Consider the following 22,314-nt stretch of genomic DNA (forward strand, 5'->3'; position numbering starts at 1 on the left):
GTCATGTGACGGTTCACTCAAGAGTTATGTTTTTTACATATCAAGGGGAAGATGAGATATTTTTGTTTCAACTTGAAACTTTTTGAAAAGTCCGCTGTCTAACCGAATGAGGCCTTAATAAGAAGTAAAGGATTGTTGTTCGTGTTGGAGTTATTCAGTCATTATGTATTGCATTTCGAACGTTATTTTATATTAAGCAGACAAAGCACCCTGCTGATTCAATGGTCAATTGTTGTTCTGGCGGGCTTATATCTTTTGGTGCATCATCCCAAAATAAACCGGCAGCGCACAATGTTCTTGGCGGGTGTTATATTGCGGATTGTGCTGCTGGCGGGAGTGTCTGTTGAACTTATTCACCAGGTGCAATCAACAAACTTCACCAGCGCTTACTTAAGAGAGGACGGAAAAGAACTGCTGCCGCTGCTGCATTTTTTGTTATACGGATATGTGCTGCTGACGGCTTTTCACTATATGCTGATGCCGCGTGATCATGGCGGAAAGGGTAAGTTTTATACGTTCGACCTTGCCGTTGTCAGTTTGCCGATCGTACAAATGATTTTTAGTTTCTTTTCGTATTGGAAGGAATACCCGGATGGGATGGAGCCGATTGCATTCGTGTTTCTGTTTTTCATCATCACTCTTCCCATTGCGTTGAATGTAGTGTTTTTCAAGCTGTATTGGAGAACGGATAAGATCTTACTAGGCTTATTTTATACGCTGATTATCGGACTGCTTGTCTTGCTGCTTGCGCCATATCCCAATCAAATCTCAAAAGATTATGGTGCAGTAATGCCATATACGATTTATTTGGCAATGGCGGGATTTTTGATGAGCTATCATCTGTTCCAAAAGTCAGGAAAGGTTTATGTGCGTGTGAATAAGTGGGTGACGATGGCTGTCCTGGTGTTTTTTGTCCTGCTGTTAAATCCGATATATAACATAGGAACGACTGCTTTCGCTGTATCAAAGCCAGCAAATGTCCATGATTCATTCAATTTTGTCGGGGAGCACATTTCATCAGAAAAAGCGGAACAGATACTAAAGTCATTTTTTCCTACGGATGAAACACTTTATTTGCATGATACAAACATGGATGTGCATTATTTCTACTCATTTGAAAGCAAAGGTTACAAAGCTGAGGTAGATGAAGTATCGCAGCTGATTCGTAATTATGAATACTTACAAAAAGCACATGGGAAAAAGCTAACGAATCAGGAGTACAAGCGGAAGTCCATCGCTTTCCTTGAGCGACACGGACGTGTGTTACATAAGGATCATATCGAAACAAAGGTATCAAATGAGGACGGCCAGACAGTCGTACGTATATACCTGAAAAACCAGCTTCATAAAAAAGATCATGCTGATGATGGCGCGGTATTTTATTGGGAAAAGGAAACCTTAATGGGTTTTAGTGAAGATCCATCGATTTACCAGCTTGACTCTCTTCTGCATGTTCATATAACGGAACAAGACATTCAAGACAAAGTGGAACAAATGTTTACAGCGCTGAACATCTCAAAACAGCCTTATCAGATCACTGATATTGAAAGCAATAGCCTGCTCGGAAGCATGGTGAGAGTGGAAACAAAAGGTGGAATTGTTTTGGAATTTGAGGGCGAATCAGGTTGTTTACATAGTCTTTCGCTTCCGATGAAAAAGAATATCTCAATGGCTAACAGCCGGATGCAGCATCAGATATTATCGATCTTCGATGCTCGTGGATCAGAAAAGAAGAAAAAAAGCAGTCAGGGTGACATGGTGATGTATACTGATTCTTCTAAAACATATGAGTTTTTTGAAGATCAAGGTCAGCTAAACGTTTATGTATACAGCGATACACCTGATCAGTCATTCCCTTATACGTATCGTAATGGAACATTGGCTTACGAAAAGGTAGCTTCTCTATATCAGGATGTTATTTACAAAAAGCGTATGCGTCCGATTATCGTTCAAAGAGGGGATGAACGGCATTATGCATGGCTGATCATTATTCAGCCGTTTGGTTCAAATCGCCATGATGCCTATGTAGTGGATGGAGAAACACAAGAGGTGAAAAGTCTTTATGAATCATAAAGAAAAAGAGTCTGTTTTTGTAGACTTATACGACCTGTATAAAGAAGGAGAGCTAGAGGATGAATCAATGGAATGGATGAAACAGCATGAATCCCTATTTCAAAAGAATGCGGAAGACTTAAAGAGTAAAACTTGTTTAAAGAGAAGTCCCGGTGCTGAAGAAGAAAGCCAAATCAGATATATGAAAGTATACCTGTCTTCCATGTATATCTGTTTCATTTTATTGGCCATTTGGATGACGGTGTGGTTTTACTTTTAATGAAGCATAGGGATTCCATTGAGGACTTGTATCGGCAGTATTATCAAGAAATTTTAAATTATTTATTCAGAAGGACTCATCATCTTGAAACAGCCAAGGACTTAGCGCAGGACACGTTTGTAAAAGCTCTTAATGGTCTGGCTTCGTTTAGGGGGCATTCTTCCATCAGAACATGGCTCTACACCATTGCGCATCATACCTTTATCAATTGGTACCGAAGGGATGTCAAATACCAATTTACTGAAATCAGCAAAAATGAAGGGTTAACGCAAACAACTTATGACCAGCCTGAACAGTATCTGTCACGGACGGTGAAAAGCGAAACACTGCGGCAGGAGCTCCTGAAGTTAAAAGATCAGCATCAATCCGTTTTGATTTTAAGAGAATTCCAAGAGCTTTCTTATGAAGAAATCGCTGAGATATTAGGATGGAGTCTTTCTAAGGTGAAAACCACATTGCACCGGGCTAGATTAGAGCTAAAGAAAAACATGACGAAAAGTAGAGAGGAGGAGCGGATATGACCTGCTTTCTAGTAAGAGACCTGCTTCCTCTGTATCTTGAAGGTGATTGTAAAAGAGAAACGGAACACGTTATAGAAGAGCATTTAAAAATGTGCAGCAGCTGCAGAGACATGTATGACACGATGGCTGAGCCATTTGAATTGGAAAGCGAACAGGCCGTTGAGGAGGCTTATCTGCCGGAAGAAGAACTGCGTTTTAAACAGAGGTACTATGGATTACTGATCATGAAAGCTGCCTGCTGGTTTGGAGCGGCGGTTGCCATGATGCTGATCATCAAACTGCTGATATAAAAAAAGCGCTTGTCCGATTCCGGCAAGCGCTTTTTTACATTAAGCCTGGGGATGAATCATATCGTAAATAGCGGCAAGCTGTTCTTGTGACAGGGCACTGAAGAGTTTTTCATAAACGTCAGCTTGCAGTGGCGTTGCACCTGCTTGTAGCGCTGCGTCTTTATCATAGCTGTACACATCATCTTGTAGCACAATGGCTGCTTGAAGAATGTGAATCTTGAGAGAAACAGCGGAGAAAAATTGTTCAAGTGCAAGTGCTTCTTTTTCTGTGAAGCCAAGTTCAACTGCTTTTTCTGTATCAAATTTGTAATTTCCATCCTCGAGATACACACATTGTGAAACAATGCTGAAAAATTCTGATGTCGATTCCCAGAGTGTAGCAATTACCTGAGCCTCTTCTTTTGTCATTCCTAACTCGACAGCTTTTTCGCTGTCAAAATAATATACACCGTCTTGTTCGTATATACATTGATTTAATATATCAATGAATGTATTGAGATCTTCGTTAGTGCTCGCCTGATGCTGGAGTTGAACAGCAGTGTTATCAACCAGTGTTTTTGCGCTGGCTGCATCAGGACCGAACGTTAATAGAGCAGCTGATGTCATTGCGGCAGTCGTTAACATAGCTTTTTTTACAAATGTTTTCTTCATGTTTCTTCTCTCCCTTTTATGAATTGTGCTACAAATTCCATTATAGGGAGTAGTTTCCGGTGGAGGAATAGGCGCTATGGTATTTTATGTGTATCGTTGCCGAACTACTTTTTGAAGGCTGCACGTGTGATCGTTAGAACGTTTGTCTATGTATGAAGGATGATTTGCATCTTCCTGACTAAGAAACAGGGGAGATAAGGCTTAAAGAAATGGAAAACACCGCTATCTTTGCGGTGTTTTTTGATTACAATGTCGCCGGCGGGGCAATGCTTTTAATCAAGCAAGCCTTGTTCGCGCATTTTCTTTTTTAATGTAAATCCGCCGCCCATGACAGCGCAAACAAGTACAATGCTGGCGATGATGCCAATAGCGCTTTTTTCAGCGATAAAGACGCCGATCAGCATAATGCTGAAAACCGCTGCAAATGCAAATAATAGTAAAAGCCAATTCATTTTTTTCATATTTTCCATCCCCTTTTACGTCTTATATTAAGTTTACTGAAAAACGTGACGCTTTTAAAGAGGATGTGTGGTATAATATGAAAGTTATCTAATTTTTTTAGGAGATGAAAAAGTGAAACTTCGAAATGATCTTCGCAACATCGCGATTATTGCCCACGTTGACCATGGGAAAACGACTTTAGTCGATCAGCTTTTACATCAGGCTGGTACGTTCCGTGCCAACGAACAGGTTGCTGAACGCGCAATGGACTCTAATGATCTTGAACGCGAACGCGGCATTACAATATTGGCGAAAAATACTGCGATTAACTATAAAGATACACGTATCAATATTTTGGACACCCCTGGACACGCAGACTTTGGGGGAGAAGTAGAACGGATTATGAAAATGGTTGACGGCGTAGTGCTTGTCGTTGACGCATATGAAGGCTGTATGCCTCAAACTCGTTTTGTTCTGAAAAAAGCTCTTGAGCAAAACCTGAACCCTGTTGTTGTTGTAAACAAAATTGACCGTGACTTTGCTCGTCCAGAGGAAGTTATCGATGAAGTTCTGGATCTGTTCATTGAGCTTGATGCTAATGAAGAGCAGCTTGAGTTCCCAGTGGTATATGCTTCCGCGATTAATGGAACAGCGAGTCTTGATCCGAAACAACAGGATGAAAACATGGAAGCTTTATATGAAACCATTATTAAGCATGTTCCGGCACCTGTTGATAATGCAGAGGAGCCGCTTCAATTCCAAGTTGCCCTTCTTGACTACAACGACTATGTAGGCCGTATCGGAATCGGACGCGTATTCCGCGGCACAATGAAAGTCGGACAGCAGGTTTCTCTTATGAAGCTTGACGGAACGGCAAAGTCATTCCGTGTTACAAAGATTTTTGGTTTCCAAGGCTTAAAGCGTGTGGAAATTGAAGAAGCAAAAGCGGGAGACCTCGTTGCGGTTTCCGGGATGGAAGATATCAACGTTGGTGAAACGGTATGTCCTGTAGACCATCAAGATCCGCTTCCAGTGCTTCGAATTGATGAGCCGACACTTCAAATGACATTTGTCGTGAATAACAGTCCGTTTGCAGGCCGTGAAGGCAAATATGTAACGGCCCGCAAAATCGAAGAGCGTCTTCAATCACAGCTTCAGACGGATGTGAGCTTGCGTGTTGAGCCAACAGCTTCTCCTGATGCTTGGGTTGTTTCAGGACGCGGTGAGCTGCACTTGTCAATTTTAATTGAAAATATGCGCCGTGAGGGCTATGAACTTCAAGTGTCAAAACCTGAAGTTATTATCAAAGAAATCGACGGCGTACGCTGTGAGCCTGTTGAACGTGTGCAAATTGATGTTCCTGAAGAGCATACTGGCTCTGTCATGGAATCAATGGGTGCCCGCAAAGGCGAAATGGTTGATATGATCAACAACGGAAACGGCCAAGTCCGTCTCATCTTTACAGTTCCTTCCCGCGGATTGATCGGTTACTCTACAGAATTCCTATCATTAACACGCGGATTCGGTATTTTGAACCATACGTTTGACAGCTACCAGCCAATGCAGGCGGGCCAAGTCGGCGGACGCCGTCAAGGTGTACTTGTGTCAATGGAAAACGGAAAAGCAACATCATACGGTATTCAAGGAATTGAAGACCGCGGTGTCATCTTCGTTGAGCCGGGTACTGAAGTATACGAAGGAATGATCGTTGGAGAGCATAACCGTGACAATGACCTTGTTGTTAACGTCAGCAAAATGAAACAGCAAACAAACGTCCGTTCCGCGACAAAGGATCAGACAACTACAATTAAAAAAGCGCGCATCATGTCTCTTGAGGAGTCTCTAGAGTACTTAAACGAAGATGAATATTGTGAAGTAACACCTGAATCCATCCGTTTAAGAAAGAAGATCCTCAATAAGAACGAACGTGAAAAAGCAGCTAAAAAGAAAAAAACAGCAGGATTGTCTTAATCTCGTGCAGAATTTGAAAAGATAGAACCCGTACGTTTACAGGGGAGGGAATCTTTTTGAATGACGTAAGCGAACGTCTGTCGTTCTTCGCCGCTCTATATCAAGTAGACCGGCAGCCTGCGGCAGGCATGTGGCTGCTGTACGGCACGATTTTTGTGTTGGCCGTTATTGTATTTAAGCTTGGATTTGCTAAACGGCTTCCTGTATTAAAATCTGCAGTGGTGTATGTATTTTTGGCGTTGGGCTGCACTGTTTTGACTTTTTTAGGGGTGTTTTTGCCCGTGGCAGAAGGATTGGTCGTCGCTGCGCTGATTTTAATCATTTACAAAATCCGGCTGTATCAGTCGAAAAAAGGACAGTCTGCAAAATCATAAAAGACTCAGCTGAAAGCTGAGTCTTTTTTGTGTTCTGTATGGTTAAGCGGCCGCTTTATTTTTTGACTTTTTCTTTTTTCTGCTGTCCGGGGTGAAAAGTAAATTTTCCCGTTTTCAGCCGTTCCTCTGTTTTTTTGGCAATCCGATCGTGGCATTCCTGGCACATATATGTATGGATCGGGCGGTTTCGAAGCCGTTTCGCGATCAGGGTATCATCATCAATTGTTTCAATTTTATCGCAAATAGAACATTTGACCCTCATCATATCACCTCTTTCACTAACATGTATTATAGCACGGATCAGAAGCTGTCCAAAATAAGAAAAAGCTAAAGCGCAAGGCTATAGCTTAGTCATTGTTGTTCTTTTTCATATGATGATCAGATTGATCGTTTTGCTCCTTCTCCATTTCCTGCTGCTGTTTTCTATTTAATTGGTCATTTTGCTGCTTTGTTTGCGGTTCGTCTTCATTGTCAATCACATCGTTAGGCACTTCGGGAAGCACTCGGCCGACAATTGCAGCTAATTCATCCAGTATGCCTGTTACCGGATGGCCTTCGCTGATTTCTCTGCTCATTTCACGAAGGCGGCTGACCGTATCGGGATCAGCAATGACCACTGCGTTTGCGCCATATCGATCATTCTTTAGCGCCTGAGCTACAGAATATTTAATGGTTTCCACTTTGCTTCTGTCCAAAGTATCATCGACATCAATCCCAACAACAGCATAGCCTCCCAGCACAACGGCTGTTGCATCCTTGACGTCGGGGTTTTTTTCAGCAACGCTGACAAGATGCTTGGCAATATCGGTTCTTGTTCCATTGTCTTTTGTTTCTTGAGTTGTGTCCTTTACGTGAATCGGTTTAGTCTCCTGCTGTCTTGTTGATTCTTTTTCAACATTCTGACCCTGTTTTCCTTGTTGATAGGCACAAGCGGACAGGATAAGTGTCAGCTGTATGATAATGAAAAGAATTCGCACTTGCGGGTTCCCTCCTTAAAATGCTTTCATTAATTTTATTGTTGAATTAACCTTCTATCTTTATGCACAAAAACATATATTTTAGCAGGCATTCACCTTTTTCATCAAAAGAGAAGCAGGAAGAACTTTGACCCTTATATCAGGAGGCTGAGACTTGAGTAAAATTTATGTGTTAGATACGAATGTGTTATTACAGGATCCTAACGCGATATTTTCTTTTGAAGAAAATGAGGTTGTCATCCCTGCTGTCGTTTTAGAAGAGGTTGATTCAAAAAAACGGTATATGGACGAAGTTGGGAGGAATGCAAGGCACGTATCTAAGCTAATCGATGCGCTAAGACAAAAGGGCAGGCTGCATGAGCATGTACCGCTTGACACCGGCGGCACACTGAGAATTGAACTGAATCATCGTTCGTTTCACCAGCTGCAAGAGATCTTTATTGAAAAGACGAACGATAATCGCATATTAGCCGTTGCGAAAAACTTAAGCCTCGAGGAAGAAACCAAGGAAAATGGCAGGCCGGTTATCCTCGTCAGTAAGGATGTACTGGTCAGGGTTAAAGCCGACGCAATCGGACTGCTTGCTGAAGATTTCTTGAATGACCGGGTTGTGGACAATGATGAAATGTACAGCGGCTATAAAGATTTATATATCAGCCAGCAGCTGTTCAGCTCTTTTTACGGAAAAAATCAAATTTCAGTAAACGATGTGAAACAGCATGCGTTTTATCCGAATCAGTTTGCTTTAATGAAGGATGAGCTAGGAGGATCCTCCTCGGCAGTCGGAATTGCAGATAAAACCGGAACGGTATTAAAAAGACTCGTATTTGATGATGAACATATATGGGGAATCAGGCCGAAAAATGTACAGCAGACAATGGCATTAGAGCTTTTGCTGCGGGAAGATATTCCGCTTGTCACCCTGATCGGCAAAGCGGGAACCGGCAAAACGCTCTTAGCTTTGGCGGCAGGGCTATTACAGACAGAAGACTTGGGAATATACAAAAAGCTGGTCGTCGCAAGGCCGATTGTTCCTGTTGGCAAGGACATCGGGTATTTGCCAGGCGAAAAAGAGGAAAAGCTAAAGCCTTGGATGCAGCCGATTTTTGACAACTTAGAGTTTCTGTTTAATGCGAAAAAACCAGGGGAGCTTGATGCTATTTTGGCGGGAATTGGCTCAATTCAGGTAGAGGCGCTGACTTATATCAGAGGGAGAAGCATTCCAGATCAATTTATTATCATTGATGAAGCGCAAAATTTGACCAGGCATGAGGTGAAAACGTTGCTGACGAGAGTCGGTGAAGGCAGTAAAATTGTCTTAATGGGTGACCCTGAACAAATTGATCACCCATATTTAGACAGTCTGAACAATGGTTTGGCCTATGTGGTTGAGCGGTTTAAAGGACAACCCATCTCAGGCAGCGTGAAGCTGTTAAAAGGTGAGAGATCAGGTCTCGCCCAGCTCGCAGCTGATTTGCTGTAACATTAAATGATTTCGATCTCTTTTACATCGGTAATCGGCTGTTTGTGATGAACCGGGTCTTCAAAGTAAATATGCACGGGGCCGCCTTCTTGAATCGGCTTGCCTGCCTCACTGAAATGGACAATACTGTTCAGAGCGGTTTCCAGAGAAACGGCGGCCTTTCCCGAACTTGTGACAAATACACATTGTGTCGCAGAGCTGTTCGGCTCAGCATTTTTCAGGACAGTCCCAAGTCTCATTGCGAAACTGCCGTTCATCAGTTTTTGCTTCTCATATTGCTTTTCCGTCTTTAATGTAGGCGGCGCGATTCGCCCCTCTCTGATGACGCGTTCCGGATCAAGGTCTGATTCATCCCCGGCTGATTGTAAATATGTGTCTTGACTGTCCCCTTTGCGGTCAAACGAAAATTTGCGATCATCAAAAATCCATACGCTTGGATCAATGGTAATTGGATATGTAACATTGCCTTTTACTTGGATAACGCTCATGATATGACCCCCTTCTCTCAAAATTATAAAAGTTTTCGCATGAATTGTCACTTTGTGTACAAATTATGTGTATTGAAATGCTGAGGGAACGAGGGTGTTTGCATGGTATGCCGGCATAATGATGAGCTTGAAGCCTTAGTGAAAAAGGCGAAAAAAGTAACGGACAAGGGGGAGGTAGCCAGCTATATTCCCGCCTTGGCAAAAGCTGATAAACACGACCTGTCAGTGGCGATTTATTATTCCAATAATGTTTGTCTGTCAGCAGGTGACGTAGAAAAAACATTTACGCTTCAAAGTATATCGAAAGTCCTTTCCCTTGCTTTGGTATTAATGGAATACGGCAAAGATAAGGTCTTCAGTTATGTTGGACAGGAGCCGACCGGTGATCCGTTTAATTCAATTATAAAGCTCGAAACGGTGAATCCGAGCAAGCCGTTAAACCCTATGATTAATGCAGGGGCATTGGTAGTGACAAGTCTGATAAGAGGAAGAACGGTGAAAGAGAGACTTGATTATTTGCTTTCTTTTATCAGAAGGCTGACAAACAACCAAGAGATTACATACTGCCGGGAAGTGGCTGAATCTGAATACAGCACTTCAATGATTAATCGGGCGATGTGTTATTATATGAAGCAGTACGGCATTTTTGAAGATGATGTAGAGGCAGTAATGGATTTATACACGAAGCAATGCGCGATTGAGATGAACAGCTTGGATTTAGCGAAAATCGGATCTGTATTTGCATTGAACGGGAGACATCCAGAGACTGGGGAGCAAGTCATCTCAAAAGATGTCGCTAGAATTTGCAAAACATTTATGGTGACGTGCGGAATGTATAATGCAAGCGGGGAATTCGCAATTAAGGTCGGAATTCCTGCGAAAAGCGGCGTATCCGGCGGGATTATGGGCATTTCGCCTTACGATTTCGGGATCGGCATATTCGGCCCCGCATTAGACGAAAAAGGGAACAGCATTGCAGGTGTAAAGCTTTTGGAAATAATGTCTGAGATGTACAGGCTGAGTATTTTTTAATTTATGTCATATGCTTAAATCCTCTTGCATTTTCTGTTGATACCCTTTATGATAAATAGAAGAATTAGGTACTCGCCTGGGGAACGGAGGGATACTTTTGGCTTCAGAGATGATAGTTGACCATCGGCAAAAAGCTTTTGAACTCTTAAAAGTTGACGCTGAGAAGATTTTGAAGCTGATCCGAGTACAAATGGATAACTTAACGATGCCTCAATGTCCTCTATATGAAGAGGTTTTAGATACTCAAATGTTCGGGCTTTCGAGGGAAATCGATTTTGCTGTCCGCCTGGGATTGGTTGATGAAAAAGACGGTAAAGACCTTTTATACACATTGGAACGCGAATTGTCTGCTTTACATGACGCGTTTACAGCTAAATAAATGATAAAACTCAAACTTATTAACAGTTTGGGTTTTTTTATAACCGCTATTTTTCTCTCATCTCATAAAAGACGGTCTTTTTTTACACATTCCTTCCGAATCGTATAGAGATTCTTCGTCTCGTTTGATAAATTGTAGTAAAATAAAAAAGATAAATACATAAAAACCATAGATAATGGAAGTTAGAAGCAGGGAAGAGGATGTTATGTTAAAAAAAATGCTAAAATCTTATGATTACTCACTGATATTCGCAATCGTTTTATTATGCGGATTCGGTTTAGTGATGGTATACAGCTCAAGCATGATTACGGCTGTCTCCCGGTATGGAGTAAGCAGTAATTTTTTCTTCATGCGGCAGCTGTTTGCTTTAATTGCGGGTGGCGCTCTATTTATTCTCATGGCGTTGTTTCCTTATAAAGTACTGGCCCATCAAAAGTTTCAGAAGGGGATACTGCTTGTATCTATTCTTGCGCTTATCTCACTGTTTGTTTTCGGGCATGTTGCCGGAAACGCGCAGAGCTGGTTTAAAATCGGCGGAATGAGTATTCAGCCGGGGGAGTTTGTGAAACTGGTCGTGATTTTATACCTTGCAGCCGTATATGCAAAAAAACAAAGTTATATCGACCATCTGTTAACGGGAGTAGCCCCTCCGGTAGTCATGACGCTTGTGATTTGCGGGTTAATTGCCATGCAGCCTGATTTCGGTACAGCCATGATTATAGGGTTAATTGCGACGTGCATGATCTTGTGCTCCGGTTTCAGCGGAAAGACGCTGGTGAGGCTGCTTTTGCTCGGCGGAATTGTTTTCATTTTAGTCAGCCCGATTCTCTATTTAAATCAGGATCAAATTTTAACTAAAGGCCGTTTGGCGCGTTTTGAGAGTCTTGAAGACCCATTTAAGTATGCAAATTCATCAGGTTTGCAAGTGATCAATTCTTATTATGCGATCAGCTCAGGCGGCATTTTCGGCCTGGGGCTCGGTGAAAGTATCCAAAAATACGGATATCTGCCTGAATCACACACTGACTTTATTATGGCTGTTATTGCTGAAGAGCTCGGCATTTTTGGGGTATTGTTTGTGATTTTCTTATTGGGTTTTGTCGTCATAAAAGGTTTTTATATTGCCAGAAAATGTGAGGACCCGTTTGGAAGTCTTCTGGCGATCGGCATTTCAAGCATGATTGCCATCCAGTCGTTTATTAACCTTGGCGGTGTCAGCGGATTAATTCCGATTACAGGGGTTACGCTGCCATTTATCAGTTACGGGGGCTCTTCTTTAGTGCTGCTGCTGGGGAGTATGGGGATATTAGCGAATATCAGCATGTTTGTGAAATATTCAGAGAATAAGAAAAAGAAAGAGCCCTTGGCTCCGAAGGGAATGAAAAAGAAACAGCTCAAAAAAACTGTTTATCAGTAAAAAACAAGTGTGTACAGGGGAAGGATATTCCGCTATGATAGATTATATTCCATTCGGGTAAGGGGGAGAAAAGTTTGTCTCAGCAATCGATACAAAAAGTATTAGTAGCAAACAGGGGAGAAATTGCAATCCGAATATTCCGGGCGTGTACCGAGTTGAATATTCGTACAGTTGCGGTCTATTCAAAAGAAGATTCCGGTTCCTACCATCGGTACAAAGCGGATGAAGCATACTTGGTCGGTGAAGGGAAAAAACCGATTGATGCTTATCTGGATATTGAAGGTATCATTGATATTGCGAAAAGAAACAAAGTCGATGCAATTCATCCGGGATACGGTTTCTTATCTGAAAATATACATTTTGCGAGACGATGTGAAGAAGAAGGCATCGTATTCATTGGTCCAAAATCCGAGCATCTCGATATGTTTGGTGACAAGGTAAAAGCGCGTGAGCAGGCAGAAAAAGCGGGAATCCCCGTGATTCCGGGAAGCGACGGTCCTGCCGAAACGCTTGAAGCCGTCGAACAATTTGGACAAGCTAACGGTTATCCGATCATCATTAAAGCCTCGCTTGGCGGCGGCGGCCGCGGTATGCGGATTGTCAGATCTGAAAGTGAAGTCAAAGAAGCATATGAGCGTGCTAAATCAGAGGCGAAAGCAGCCTTTGGCAATGATGAAGTTTATGTAGAAAAATTAATTGAGAATCCGAAACATATTGAGGTTCAGGTCATTGGAGACAAGCAGGGAAATGTCGTCCATCTTTTTGAGAGGGATTGTTCGGTTCAAAGACGCCATCAAAAGGTCATTGAAGTGGCGCCGAGTGTCTCGCTGTCACCTGAATTAAGGGATCAAATTTGTGAGGCGGCAGTTGCGCTTGCTAAAAATGTAAACTATATAAATGCGGGGACGGTCGAATTCCTTGTTGCAAACAACGAGTTCTACTTTATTGAAGTAAATCCTCGCGTACAAGTTGAACACACGATAACAGAAATGATTACTGGTGTCGATATTGTTCAAACTCAGATCCTTGTTGCCCAAGGGCACAGCCTTCACAGCAAAAAAGTAAATATTCCTGAGCAAAAGGACATTTTTACAATCGGTTATGCCATTCAGTCACGGGTTACGACTGAGGATCCGCAAAATGATTTCATGCCTGATACAGGAAAAATCATGGCTTACCGCTCAGGCGGCGGTTTTGGTGTCCGTCTTGATACCGGAAACAGCTTCCAGGGCGCCGTGATCACACCATACTATGATTCACTTCTCGTTAAGCTTTCAACTTGGGCTTTAACGTTTGAACAGGCAGCTGCCAAAATGGTGCGAAACCTTCAGGAGTTTAGAATCAGAGGCATAAAAACGAACATTCCGTTCCTTGAGAACGTTGCAAAACATGAGAAGTTCCTGACAGGGCAATATGATACGTCTTTCATTGATACAACGCCTGAATTATTTAAATTCCCTAAACAAAAAGACCGCGGAACGAAAATGCTCACTTACATCGGCAATGTGACAGTGAACGGCTTCCCTGGAATCGGGAAAAAAGAAAAACCGGCGTTTGACAAACCGTTAAGCGTAAAGGTAGACGTTGATCAGCAGCCTGCCAGAGGAACAAAGCAAATTCTTGATGAAAAAGGTGCAGAAGGGCTTGCAAATTGGGTTAAGGAGCAGAAATCTGTCCTTTTAACTGATACGACATTCAGAGATGCCCACCAATCGTTATTGGCAACTAGAATCAGATCGCATGATTTGAAAAAAATCGCAAATCCGACGGCTGCGTTATGGCCTGAACTATTCAGTATGGAAATGTGGGGAGGCGCGACCTTCGATGTAGCCTACCGATTCCTGAAAGAAGATCCGTGGAAGCGTTTGGAAGATCTTCGCAAAGAAGTGCCGAATACCTTATTCCAGATGCTGCTTCGCTCATCAAATGCGGTCGGCTATACGAATTATCCGGACAATGTGATTAAAGAATTTGTGAAGCAATCAGCTCAATCCGGTATTGATGTGTTTCGTATTTTCGACAGCTTAAACTGGGTAAAAGGGATGACGTTAGCCATTGATGCTGTTAGGGATACCGGCAAAGTGGCAGAAGCTGCGATTTGTTATACGGGAGATATCCTTGACAAGAACCGGACGAAGTACGACCTTGCATATTATACATCGATGGCGAAGGAGCTTGAGGCGGCCGGAGCCCATATTCTCGGGATTAAAGATATGGCAGGGCTGTTAAAACCGCAGGCTGCATATGAACTCGTTTCTGCGTTGAAAGAAACGATCGACATTCCGGTTCACCTTCATACGCATGATACGAGCGGAAACGGTATTTATATGTATGCGAAAGCTGTTGAAGCCGGCGTTGATATCATAGACGTGGCGGTCAGCTCAATGGCGGGATTAACGTCACAGCCTAGCGCGAGCGGATTTTATCATGCGATGGAAGGCAACGACCGCCGTCCGGAAATGAATGTCCAAGGCGTTGAATTGCTGTCCCAATATTGGGAGTCGGTGCGTAAATATTATAGTGAATTTGAAAGCGGAATGAAGTCTCCGCATACTGAAATTTATGAACACGAAATGCCAGGGGGCCAATACAGCAACCTGCAGCAGCAGGCCAAGGGAGTAGGCCTTGGCGACCGATGGAACGAAGTCAAGGAAATGTACAGACGCGTGAACGATATGTTCGGTGACATCGTCAAGGTAACGCCTTCCTCAAAAGTTGTCGGAGATATGGCACTTTACATGGTGCAAAACAATCTGACTGAAAAAGACGTTTACGAAAAAGGTGAATCTTTAGATTTCCCTGATTCTGTCGTGGAGCTTTTCAAAGGAAATATCGGCCAGCCTCATGGCGGATTCCCGGAAAAACTGCAAAAGCTGATCTTAAAAGGACAGGAGCCGATTACAGTCAGACCGGGCGAACTGCTTGAGCCGGTGTCATTTGAAGCGATCAAACAGGAATTTAAAGAGCAGCATAACTTGGAAATTTCAGATCAGGATGCTGTGGCATATGCCCTTTATCCTAAAGTCTTCACTGATTATGTGAAAACGACAGAAAGCTATGGAGACATCTCGGTATTAGATACACCGACATTCTTCTACGGTATGACATTAGGTGAAGAGATAGAAGTTGAAATTGAGCGCGGCAAAACGCTGATCGTTAAGCTGATTTCAATCGGTGAGCCTCAGCCTGATGCCACCCGCGTCGTTTATTTCGAACTCAACGGGCAGCCGCGTGAAGTAGTCATTAAAGATGAAAGCATTAAGTCTTCCGTTCAGGAAAGGCTGAAAGCAGACCGGACAAATCCAAGCCACATCGCAGCTTCTATGCCTGGAACAGTTATTAAGGTATTGGCTGAAGCAGGCACAAAAGTCAATAAAGGTGATCATTTGATGATTAATGAAGCGATGAAAATGGAAACAACGGTTCAGGCGCCTTTCTCAGGAACAATCATGCAGGTTCATGTGAAAAATGGTGAGCCGATCCAAACGGGAGATCTGCTTCTCGAAATTGAAAAAGCATAAAAAAAACAAGAGTGTATATCAATGATATACACTCTTGTTTTTTTATAGAAAATGTGGAGTGAAACAGATGGTTAGAAGAGATATAAGGGGACTTCAGAGATTATAGAGTACTGTCACAAGCCCAAAATAAAAAGAGGTATACCACCAATTTTTTAGATGCTTTGTAGTAGTCCATGCATATTTCTTTAAGCACTATCTGATTTTCCAATGGCCAAAAGGCTTTAATACTTATGTTCGCGGACTATAGATCCATATGAAATTTCTATAATCACGATGAGAAAGGGGACAGACCGAAGTGAGCCGCTCACTGATCATCAAGTTCAGCGAAGGCTGGCCATTGAAACAATAAAGCGCCAAAACAAGACATGAAAAAAGACCAAAGCCTCCTAAGGCTTTGGTCTTGAGTCCTTATGATTGCCTGGATTCATAACGGAAACGAGCAATCAATAATAAGAAGTAGCATAGAACGCCAAACAGACAGGCAATAAAGAACGAGTGGGCAAGTGCAAAACCCAGAGCGAGTTCAGTGTATACGATCATAATACCGGACAGTGCCTGTAATGTAATAAAAATAAGACATGAGATCCAACCCCAAAAGATTTGTTTTTGATCTTTATAGGAAGTAATAGCATGAACAGCGGCAACAATAATCCATACAAATAACAGTAAGGCTGCTGCTCTGTGGCCCATTTGCACCCATTCATGGAATTGGGTCGGAAGTCCATTGTTCAGCGGGCTGCACAGCGGCACATCAGGGCATGCCAGGCTTGATTCAGTGTGTCTTACATATGCGCCTGTATACACAACGATATAGGAATATATCAAAATTCCTATCATGTGAAATTGCATCTTTTTGCCGATTTGAAGCGGCTTAACCAGTGTTCTGACTGATTTATCAGCTTCAAATATGAGCAATGTTAAAATAAGCACTGAAGCAAAAGAAATTAATGAGATGCCGAAGTGAAGCGCCATAATCAGCGCGTTCGAACCGAATACGACAGCCAATGCGCCAAGCAATGCCTGAAGAAATAAAAAGATAATTGACATGATCGCGAGAAACGTTGTTTCACGAAAAATCGGCGTGATTTTTCTCCATGACCAAAACGCAAGGCTTAGCACAAGGATAATAGAGATTCCGCTTGCGAATCGGTGGCTCCATTCAATAATTGAAGCCGGATTCAGTTCAGGGAAAAAACGGCCGTGACACAGCGGCCACTGTCTGCCGCATCCTTGGCCGGAACCTGTTTTTGTAACGAGGGCACCCCCGATTAAAACAATTAGCATGACAAATGTCGTCAGAACACCGAGAGCTTTTAATGCTTTATTCATACAATATTCACCTTCTCAACATACTGCTGCAATTTTATATACGTTCCAAGTGTAAGCGAATATGTGTTTTGTGGCAATTCCCAGAGCCTTTTGTTCACAAAAATATAATAGAATGACGGCTTCTGGAAAATGTACACTTGATTATTCATGCCGGGTCTGATAGAAATAAGGTAAACGCAATGCCGATTTGGAGATTGCCTTCATCTTTGGTAAAATTCATAAAAAGTTCACAAATAAATTCCTGTTTGTCGTTTAATATTTAATAGGATGTTTTTTTACAAGATGTTATCTTGTATGATAGAGTTGCAGGTTATTTTATTCTCCTGCGTTAGGTTTGTAAGGGAGGTTTACGTTATGGCTAACTCCAGAATCTTAAATGATACAGCTATAGACGGACAAATTGAAGAAACAACGGCATGGAAAGATTTTCTGTCCCTTATTAAAATAGGGATCGTCAATTCTAACCTCATCACGACTTTCACTGGAATGTGGCTTGCACTGCATATTTCCGGTTTGAGTTTTTTAGGCAATATAAACACCGTTCTTCTTACGTTAATCGGGTCTTCACTGATTATTGCGGGCTCCTGCGCGATCAATAACTGGTATGACCGGGACATTGACCATCTTATGGAGCGTACGAAAGTAAGACCGACGGTTACGGGTAAAATTCAGCCGAGTCAGGCGTTATGGTCTGGAATTTTGCTGGTTGCTTTAGGATTGATCATGCTGCTGATGACAACTGTCATGGCTGCTGTTATCGGTTTTATCGGAGTCTTTACGTATGTTGTATTGTACACAATGTGGACGAAACGCCGCTATACGATTAACACAGTAGTAGGAAGCGTTTCCGGTGCAGTGCCGCCGCTTATTGGATGGACGGCAGTGGAAGGGAATATCGGTGTCGTAGCATGGGTGTTATTCATGATTTTATTTATTTGGCAGATTCCTCACTTCTTAGCATTGGCTATCAAGAAAACTGAGGATTACAGAGCTGCAAATATTCCGATGCTTCCTGTCGTATACGGTTTTGAAGTGACAAAAAGACAAATTATTGTGTGGGTTGCGTGCCTGATGCCGCTTCCGTTTTTCCTTGGTAGCCTGGGTCTTCCGATTGTCATTCTCGGCTTGCTGTTAAATATCGGCTGGCTGATTCTTGGCTTAATGGGATTCCGCTCCAAGAATATCATGAAGTGGGCAACGCAGATGTTCGTTTACTCGCTTAACTACATGACAATCTATTTCGTTGCCATGGTTGTCTTGACGCTTTTCTAAAAAATAGATATGATGCTTGTTTTATCGCTTCAAAATAAACGATGACAACTAGTAAATGCCGCCTTGACCTCTTGTTTAATCAGGCGGCTTTACTTTTATACATAGATGGCATTTTGAGTAAAAAAACTCATAATTTAAGAGAAGAGGAAATGTAAGTGCTTTATTGGTGATAGGTTGGATTGCGGTAGATTTCGATCTGCTTTCCGCCTTTGTATTGACCAGAAAAGGGGTTGGGTGAAATGGTAAAGCATTGGCGTCTTATTTTATTATTAGCCTTAGTGCCGCTTCTATTAAGCGGATGTGGAAAACCTTTTTTATCCACGCTCAAGCCTGCTGGCGAGGTGGCTGATAAACAGTATGACCTGACAGTGCTCAGCACATTGATTATGGTTGTTGTTGTTGCAGTAGTATCTGTTATCTTCTTTTATGTGATTGTGAGATTCAGAAGATCACGGGTCGGTGAGAACACGATACCGAAACAGGTAGAGGGGAATAAATTTTTAGAAATCACATGGACCGTGATCCCGATTTTGCTGCTCATTATTCTTGTGATTCCTGTTGTATTATATACGCTGGAGCTAGCGGACACATCACCAATGGATAAAAAAGGCCGCAAAGCTGAGGATGCTCTTGTAGTCAATGTTAGGGCAAATTTATACTGGTGGGAGTTTGAGTACCCTGATTACGGCATTATCACAAGCCAGGAGCTGATTGTACCGACAGATCAGCGTGTATATTTTAATTTAAAAGCCTCTGATGTAAAACATTCCTTCTGGATTCCTTCAGTTGGAGGAAAACTTGATACGAATACGGATAATGAAAATAAGTTCTTCCTGACATTTGATTCAAAACGAAGCAAAGAGGCAGGAGATATGTTTTTTGGGAAGTGTGCAGAGCTTTGCGGCCCTTCACATGCGCTGATGGATTTTAAGGTGAAGACGATGTCTGCAAAAGAATTTCAGGGCTGGACAAAAGAAATGAAGAACTATAAGTCTACAGCAGAGAGCGATTTGGCTAAGCAGGGTGAAGAACTGTTTAAAGAGAAAAACTGCCTGAGCTGCCATGCGGTAGAGCCGAATGATAAGCGTGCAGAAGCCGCTAGAACGGCACCTAACTTGGCGACCTTCGGTGAAAGGACAAAAGTGGCAGGGGTGAAAGAGGCCAACAAAGAAAATGTGAAGGCTTGGCTGAAGGACCCTGACAGTATAAAGCCGGGGAACAAAATGACAGGCACATATCCAAAGCTCTCAGACAGCGAAACAGATGCGCTTTATGAATACTTAAAAGGCTTAAAAGCGGAAAGCAAGTAGGGAAGAAAGGGAGATATTGGGGGAGGTCACATATGTTGAATGCGCTTACAGAAAAGCGGACGCGCGGATCTATGCTTTGGGATTATTTGACGACGGTGGACCATAAAAAAATCGCGATTCTTTATTTAGTGGCAGGGGGATTCTTCTTTCTTGTCGGGGGAATTGAAGCGATGTTTATCAGAATTCAGCTTGCAAAGCCGGAAAATGCGTTTCTCAGTGCTCAAGCGTACAATGAAGTAATGACTATGCACGGAACGACGATGATCTTTCTGGCTGCGATGCCGCTCTTATTTGCCTTGATGAATGCGGTTGTGCCTTTGCAGATCGGGGCTCGGGACGTTTCGTTTCCATTTTTAAACGCGCTTGGTTTTTGGCTCTTCTTTTTCGGGGGCATTTTCTTAAATCTAAGCTGGTTTTTGGGCGGAGCGCCAGATGCGGGCTGGACATCATATGCCTCACTTTCGCTTCATTCTAAAGGGCACGGCATAGACTTTTTCGTCCTCGGACTCCAAATATCGGGGCTCGGGACGCTGATAGCCGGGATTAACTTTTTGGCCACGATTATCAACATGAGGGCTCCGGGCATGACGTATATGAGGCTGCCTTTGTTTACATGGACGACATTTGTGGCCTCGGCATTGATTTTGTTCGCGTTTCCGCCGCTTACGGTTGGATTGGCTCTCATGATGCTGGATCGGCTGTTCGGAACCAATTTCTTTAATCCGGAGCTTGGCGGAAATACGGTCATTTGGGAACATTTATTTTGGATTTTTGGCCACCCGGAGGTTTATATCCTAATTTTGCCTGCATTCGGTATTTTTTCTGAGGTCATCCCTGTGTTCGCCAGAAAGCGTTTGTTTGGCTATTCTTCAATGGTTTTTGCAATCGTGCTCATCGGCTTTCTGGGCTTTATGGTTTGGGTGCACCACATGTTCACGACTGGTCTCGGCCCAATTGCAAATGCGATTTTTGCGGTTGCAACAATGGCTATCGCGATTCCGACCGGGATTAAGATTTTTAACTGGCTGTTGACGATTTGGGGAGGAAATGTGAAGTATACAACCGCTATGCTGTATGCTGTCTCATTTATTCCATCCTTTGTGCTCGGCGGTGTGACGGGAGTCATGCTGGCAGCTGCTGCGGCTGATTATCAGTTTCATGATACGTATTTTGTGGTTGCGCACTTCCACTACGTCATTATTGGCGGCGTTGTATTCGGCCTTTTAGCCGGTGTTCATTTCTGGTGGCCGAAAATGTTCGGTAAAATTCTGCATGAAACGATGGGGAAAATTTCATTTGTATTGTTTTTTATCGGCTTTCACCTCACGTTTTTCATTCAGCATTTTGTCGGCTTAATGGGGATGCCGCGCCGGGTTTATACGTTTTTGCCAGGACAGGGTCTGGAAACCGGCAACTTGATCAGTACAATCGGGGCGTTTTTTATGGCGGCAGCTGTTATTCTTCTGCTGGTCAATGTCATATGGACATCGGTAAAAGGTGAATATGTAGGTGCTGATCCATGGCATGACGGACGTACGCTGGAATGGACCGTTTCTTCACCGCCGCCGGAGTATAACTTTAAACAGCTTCCTTTTGTCAGAGGACTTGATCCGCTTTGGATCGAGAAGCAGGCAGGGCACAAATCAATGACGCCGGCGGAACCGGTTGATGATATTCATATGCCAAACGGCTCAATCCTGCCGCTCATCATTTCCTTCGGCCTTTTTGTCGCAGCGTTCGGGCTGCTGTACAGAAGTGATTACGCTTGGGGCCTGCCGGTGATCTTTATCGGGCTCGGCATCACATTTATTACGATGCTGCTTCGTTCAGTAATTGATGATCACGGCTATCATATTCATAAAGAGGAACTGCCGAACGATGATAAAGGGGTGAAGGCATAATGCAAGTTCAAGAAAAATTCACCGCAGAAACCTTTCCAGCTTCTCCTGAAAAAGTAACCCTGGAAGGGAAAAATAAATTTTTAGGCTTTTGGCTTTTTCTTGGCGGAGAGACTGTTCTGTTTGCGTCTCTCTTCGCCACGTTTCTTGCGCTTCGGAATTCAAATGCCGGTGATCCGCCTACGACGGAAATGTTCGATGTGACACTTGTATTCATTGCCACAATGCTTCTATTAACGAGCAGTTTAACGAGTGTGTACGCGATGTACCACATGAAGAACTTTTCCTTCGGCAAGATGCAGCTTTGGCTGGGAATTACGATTTTATTGGGGGCGGGCTTTTTAGGACTGGAAATCTATGAGTTCAAGCATTACACCCATGAATTTGGCTTTACCATCACAAGCTCTGCCCTTGGTTCTGCGTTTTACACGCTTGTCGGTACGCACGGCGCCCACGTGGCATTTGGGCTTATGTGGATCAGCACGCTTATGATCCGCAATGCCAAGAGAGGGCTGAATCTGTATACGGCGCCTAAGTTTTACGTTGCCAGCCTTTATTGGCACTTTATTGATGTCGTGTGGGTCTTCATCTTTACCGTTGTATATTTAATGGGGATGGTGGGATAAAC

The 22,314-nt window shown here is 43.0% G+C and carries 21 protein-coding genes; 15 read left to right on the forward strand and 6 right to left on the reverse strand.

Annotated elements, in window-relative coordinates:
- The first annotated feature begins 132 nt into the window (after positions 1-132).
- The 4 genes from NST79_RS08125 to sigQ are packed head-to-tail and all read left to right on the forward strand — an operon-like array spanning position 133 to position 3,143.
- Positions 133-2,073 (forward strand): hypothetical protein, encoded by a 1,941-nt coding sequence (locus tag NST79_RS08125; RefSeq protein WP_212059048.1) that lies wholly within the window; start codon positions 133-135, stop codon positions 2,071-2,073.
- A complete protein-coding gene (locus NST79_RS08130) occupies positions 2,063-2,332 on the forward strand; it encodes a hypothetical protein (protein WP_003232287.1) in 270 nt (89 codons plus the stop codon). Before NST79_RS08125 ends, NST79_RS08130 begins: the two co-directional genes overlap by 11 nt.
- Positions 2,332-2,853 (forward strand): RNA polymerase sigma factor YlaC, encoded by a 522-nt coding sequence (gene ylaC / locus NST79_RS08135; RefSeq protein WP_038430006.1) that lies wholly within the window; start codon positions 2,332-2,334, stop codon positions 2,851-2,853. The genes NST79_RS08130 and ylaC overlap by 1 nt, the downstream gene beginning before the upstream one ends.
- On the forward strand, positions 2,850-3,143 hold the full coding sequence (sigQ, locus tag NST79_RS08140; RefSeq protein WP_003232283.1) for an anti-SigP sigma factor SigQ: 294 nt from the start codon (positions 2,850-2,852) through the stop codon (positions 3,141-3,143). The genes ylaC and sigQ overlap by 4 nt, the downstream gene beginning before the upstream one ends.
- A gap of 39 nt (positions 3,144-3,182) precedes the next feature.
- On the opposite strand, the gene NST79_RS08145 is transcribed toward sigQ, so the two are convergent.
- Positions 3,183-3,794 carry a hypothetical protein gene (locus NST79_RS08145; RefSeq protein WP_015383573.1) on the reverse strand — a complete coding sequence of 204 codons (612 nt, stop codon included), beginning with the start codon at positions 3,792-3,794 and terminating at the stop codon, positions 3,183-3,185.
- 272 nt (positions 3,795-4,066) lie between these two features.
- Complete coding sequence (locus NST79_RS08150; protein WP_014476712.1) at positions 4,067-4,255, reverse strand: YlaF family protein; 189 nt, start codon at positions 4,253-4,255, stop codon at positions 4,067-4,069.
- 112 nt (positions 4,256-4,367) lie between these two features.
- Here NST79_RS08150 and typA point away from each other — a divergent pair, with 112 nt between their 5' ends.
- Both typA and NST79_RS08160 read left to right on the forward strand, forming a co-directional pair.
- On the forward strand, positions 4,368-6,206 hold the full coding sequence (gene typA / locus NST79_RS08155; protein ID WP_003232278.1) for a translational GTPase TypA: 1,839 nt from the start codon (positions 4,368-4,370) through the stop codon (positions 6,204-6,206).
- Positions 6,207-6,262: 56 nt separating this feature from the next.
- Positions 6,263-6,580 carry a YlaH-like family protein gene (locus NST79_RS08160; RefSeq protein ID WP_003232274.1) on the forward strand — a complete coding sequence of 106 codons (318 nt, stop codon included), beginning with the start codon at positions 6,263-6,265 and terminating at the stop codon, positions 6,578-6,580.
- A gap of 55 nt (positions 6,581-6,635) precedes the next feature.
- On the opposite strand, the gene NST79_RS08165 is transcribed toward NST79_RS08160, so the two are convergent.
- Together NST79_RS08165 and NST79_RS08170 are read right to left on the reverse strand one after the other, a co-directional pair.
- Positions 6,636-6,845: a YlaI family protein gene (locus NST79_RS08165; RefSeq protein ID WP_003232271.1), complete on the reverse strand. Its 210-nt coding sequence runs from the start codon at positions 6,843-6,845 to the stop codon at positions 6,636-6,638.
- Positions 6,846-6,927: 82 nt separating this feature from the next.
- A complete protein-coding gene (locus NST79_RS08170) occupies positions 6,928-7,557 on the reverse strand; it encodes a YhcN/YlaJ family sporulation lipoprotein (protein WP_003232269.1) in 630 nt (209 codons plus the stop codon).
- A 154-nt stretch (positions 7,558-7,711) separates the two neighbouring features.
- Between NST79_RS08170 and NST79_RS08175 the strand changes: the two genes are divergently transcribed.
- Positions 7,712-9,040 carry a PhoH family protein gene (locus tag NST79_RS08175; RefSeq protein ID WP_003245272.1) on the forward strand — a complete coding sequence of 443 codons (1,329 nt, stop codon included), beginning with the start codon at positions 7,712-7,714 and terminating at the stop codon, positions 9,038-9,040.
- Positions 9,041-9,042: 2 nt separating this feature from the next.
- Here the strand turns inward: NST79_RS08175 and NST79_RS08180 are convergent, their stop codons facing one another.
- The gene (locus tag NST79_RS08180; RefSeq protein WP_003245279.1) at positions 9,043-9,528 is read right to left on the reverse strand and encodes a hypothetical protein; all 486 of its coding nucleotides are present in this window, start codon (positions 9,526-9,528) and stop codon (positions 9,043-9,045) included.
- Positions 9,529-9,630: 102 nt separating this feature from the next.
- Here NST79_RS08180 and glsA point away from each other — a divergent pair, with 102 nt between their 5' ends.
- From glsA to pyc, 4 genes are all read left to right on the forward strand, one after another.
- Positions 9,631-10,560 (forward strand): glutaminase A, encoded by a 930-nt coding sequence (glsA, locus tag NST79_RS08185; protein WP_003232263.1) that lies wholly within the window; start codon positions 9,631-9,633, stop codon positions 10,558-10,560.
- A gap of 97 nt (positions 10,561-10,657) precedes the next feature.
- Positions 10,658-10,939, forward strand: a complete 282-nt coding sequence (locus tag NST79_RS08190; RefSeq protein WP_003245286.1) for a YlaN family protein — start codon at positions 10,658-10,660, stop codon at positions 10,937-10,939.
- Positions 10,940-11,144: 205 nt separating this feature from the next.
- The gene (gene ftsW / locus NST79_RS08195; protein ID WP_212059046.1) at positions 11,145-12,356 is read left to right on the forward strand and encodes an FtsW/RodA/SpoVE family cell cycle protein; all 1,212 of its coding nucleotides are present in this window, start codon (positions 11,145-11,147) and stop codon (positions 12,354-12,356) included.
- A 74-nt stretch (positions 12,357-12,430) separates the two neighbouring features.
- Positions 12,431-15,877 carry a pyruvate carboxylase gene (gene pyc, locus NST79_RS08200; RefSeq protein WP_116315524.1) on the forward strand — a complete coding sequence of 1,149 codons (3,447 nt, stop codon included), beginning with the start codon at positions 12,431-12,433 and terminating at the stop codon, positions 15,875-15,877.
- Positions 15,878-16,285: 408 nt separating this feature from the next.
- Here the strand turns inward: pyc and ctaA are convergent, their stop codons facing one another.
- Positions 16,286-17,206 (reverse strand): heme A synthase CtaA, encoded by a 921-nt coding sequence (ctaA, locus tag NST79_RS08205; RefSeq protein ID WP_014476717.1) that lies wholly within the window; start codon positions 17,204-17,206, stop codon positions 16,286-16,288.
- A 354-nt stretch (positions 17,207-17,560) separates the two neighbouring features.
- Between ctaA and cyoE the strand changes: the two genes are divergently transcribed.
- From cyoE to ctaE, 4 genes are all read left to right on the forward strand, one after another.
- Complete coding sequence (gene cyoE / locus NST79_RS08210) at positions 17,561-18,478, forward strand: heme o synthase (RefSeq protein WP_003232250.1); 918 nt, start codon at positions 17,561-17,563, stop codon at positions 18,476-18,478.
- 239 nt (positions 18,479-18,717) lie between these two features.
- The gene (gene coxB / locus NST79_RS08215; RefSeq protein WP_014663859.1) at positions 18,718-19,788 is read left to right on the forward strand and encodes a cytochrome c oxidase subunit II; all 1,071 of its coding nucleotides are present in this window, start codon (positions 18,718-18,720) and stop codon (positions 19,786-19,788) included.
- 32 nt (positions 19,789-19,820) lie between these two features.
- Complete coding sequence (ctaD, locus tag NST79_RS08220; protein ID WP_003232245.1) at positions 19,821-21,689, forward strand: cytochrome c oxidase subunit I; 1,869 nt, start codon at positions 19,821-19,823, stop codon at positions 21,687-21,689.
- Positions 21,689-22,312: a cytochrome c oxidase subunit III gene (ctaE, locus tag NST79_RS08225; protein ID WP_003232244.1), complete on the forward strand. Its 624-nt coding sequence runs from the start codon at positions 21,689-21,691 to the stop codon at positions 22,310-22,312. Before ctaD ends, ctaE begins: the two co-directional genes overlap by 1 nt.
- Positions 22,313-22,314 lie beyond the last annotated feature (2 nt).

Origin of the sequence: Bacillus sp. PS196, assembly GCF_037963555.1 — a bacterium.
Lineage (GTDB): Bacteria > Bacillota > Bacilli > Bacillales > Bacillaceae > Bacillus > Bacillus subtilis.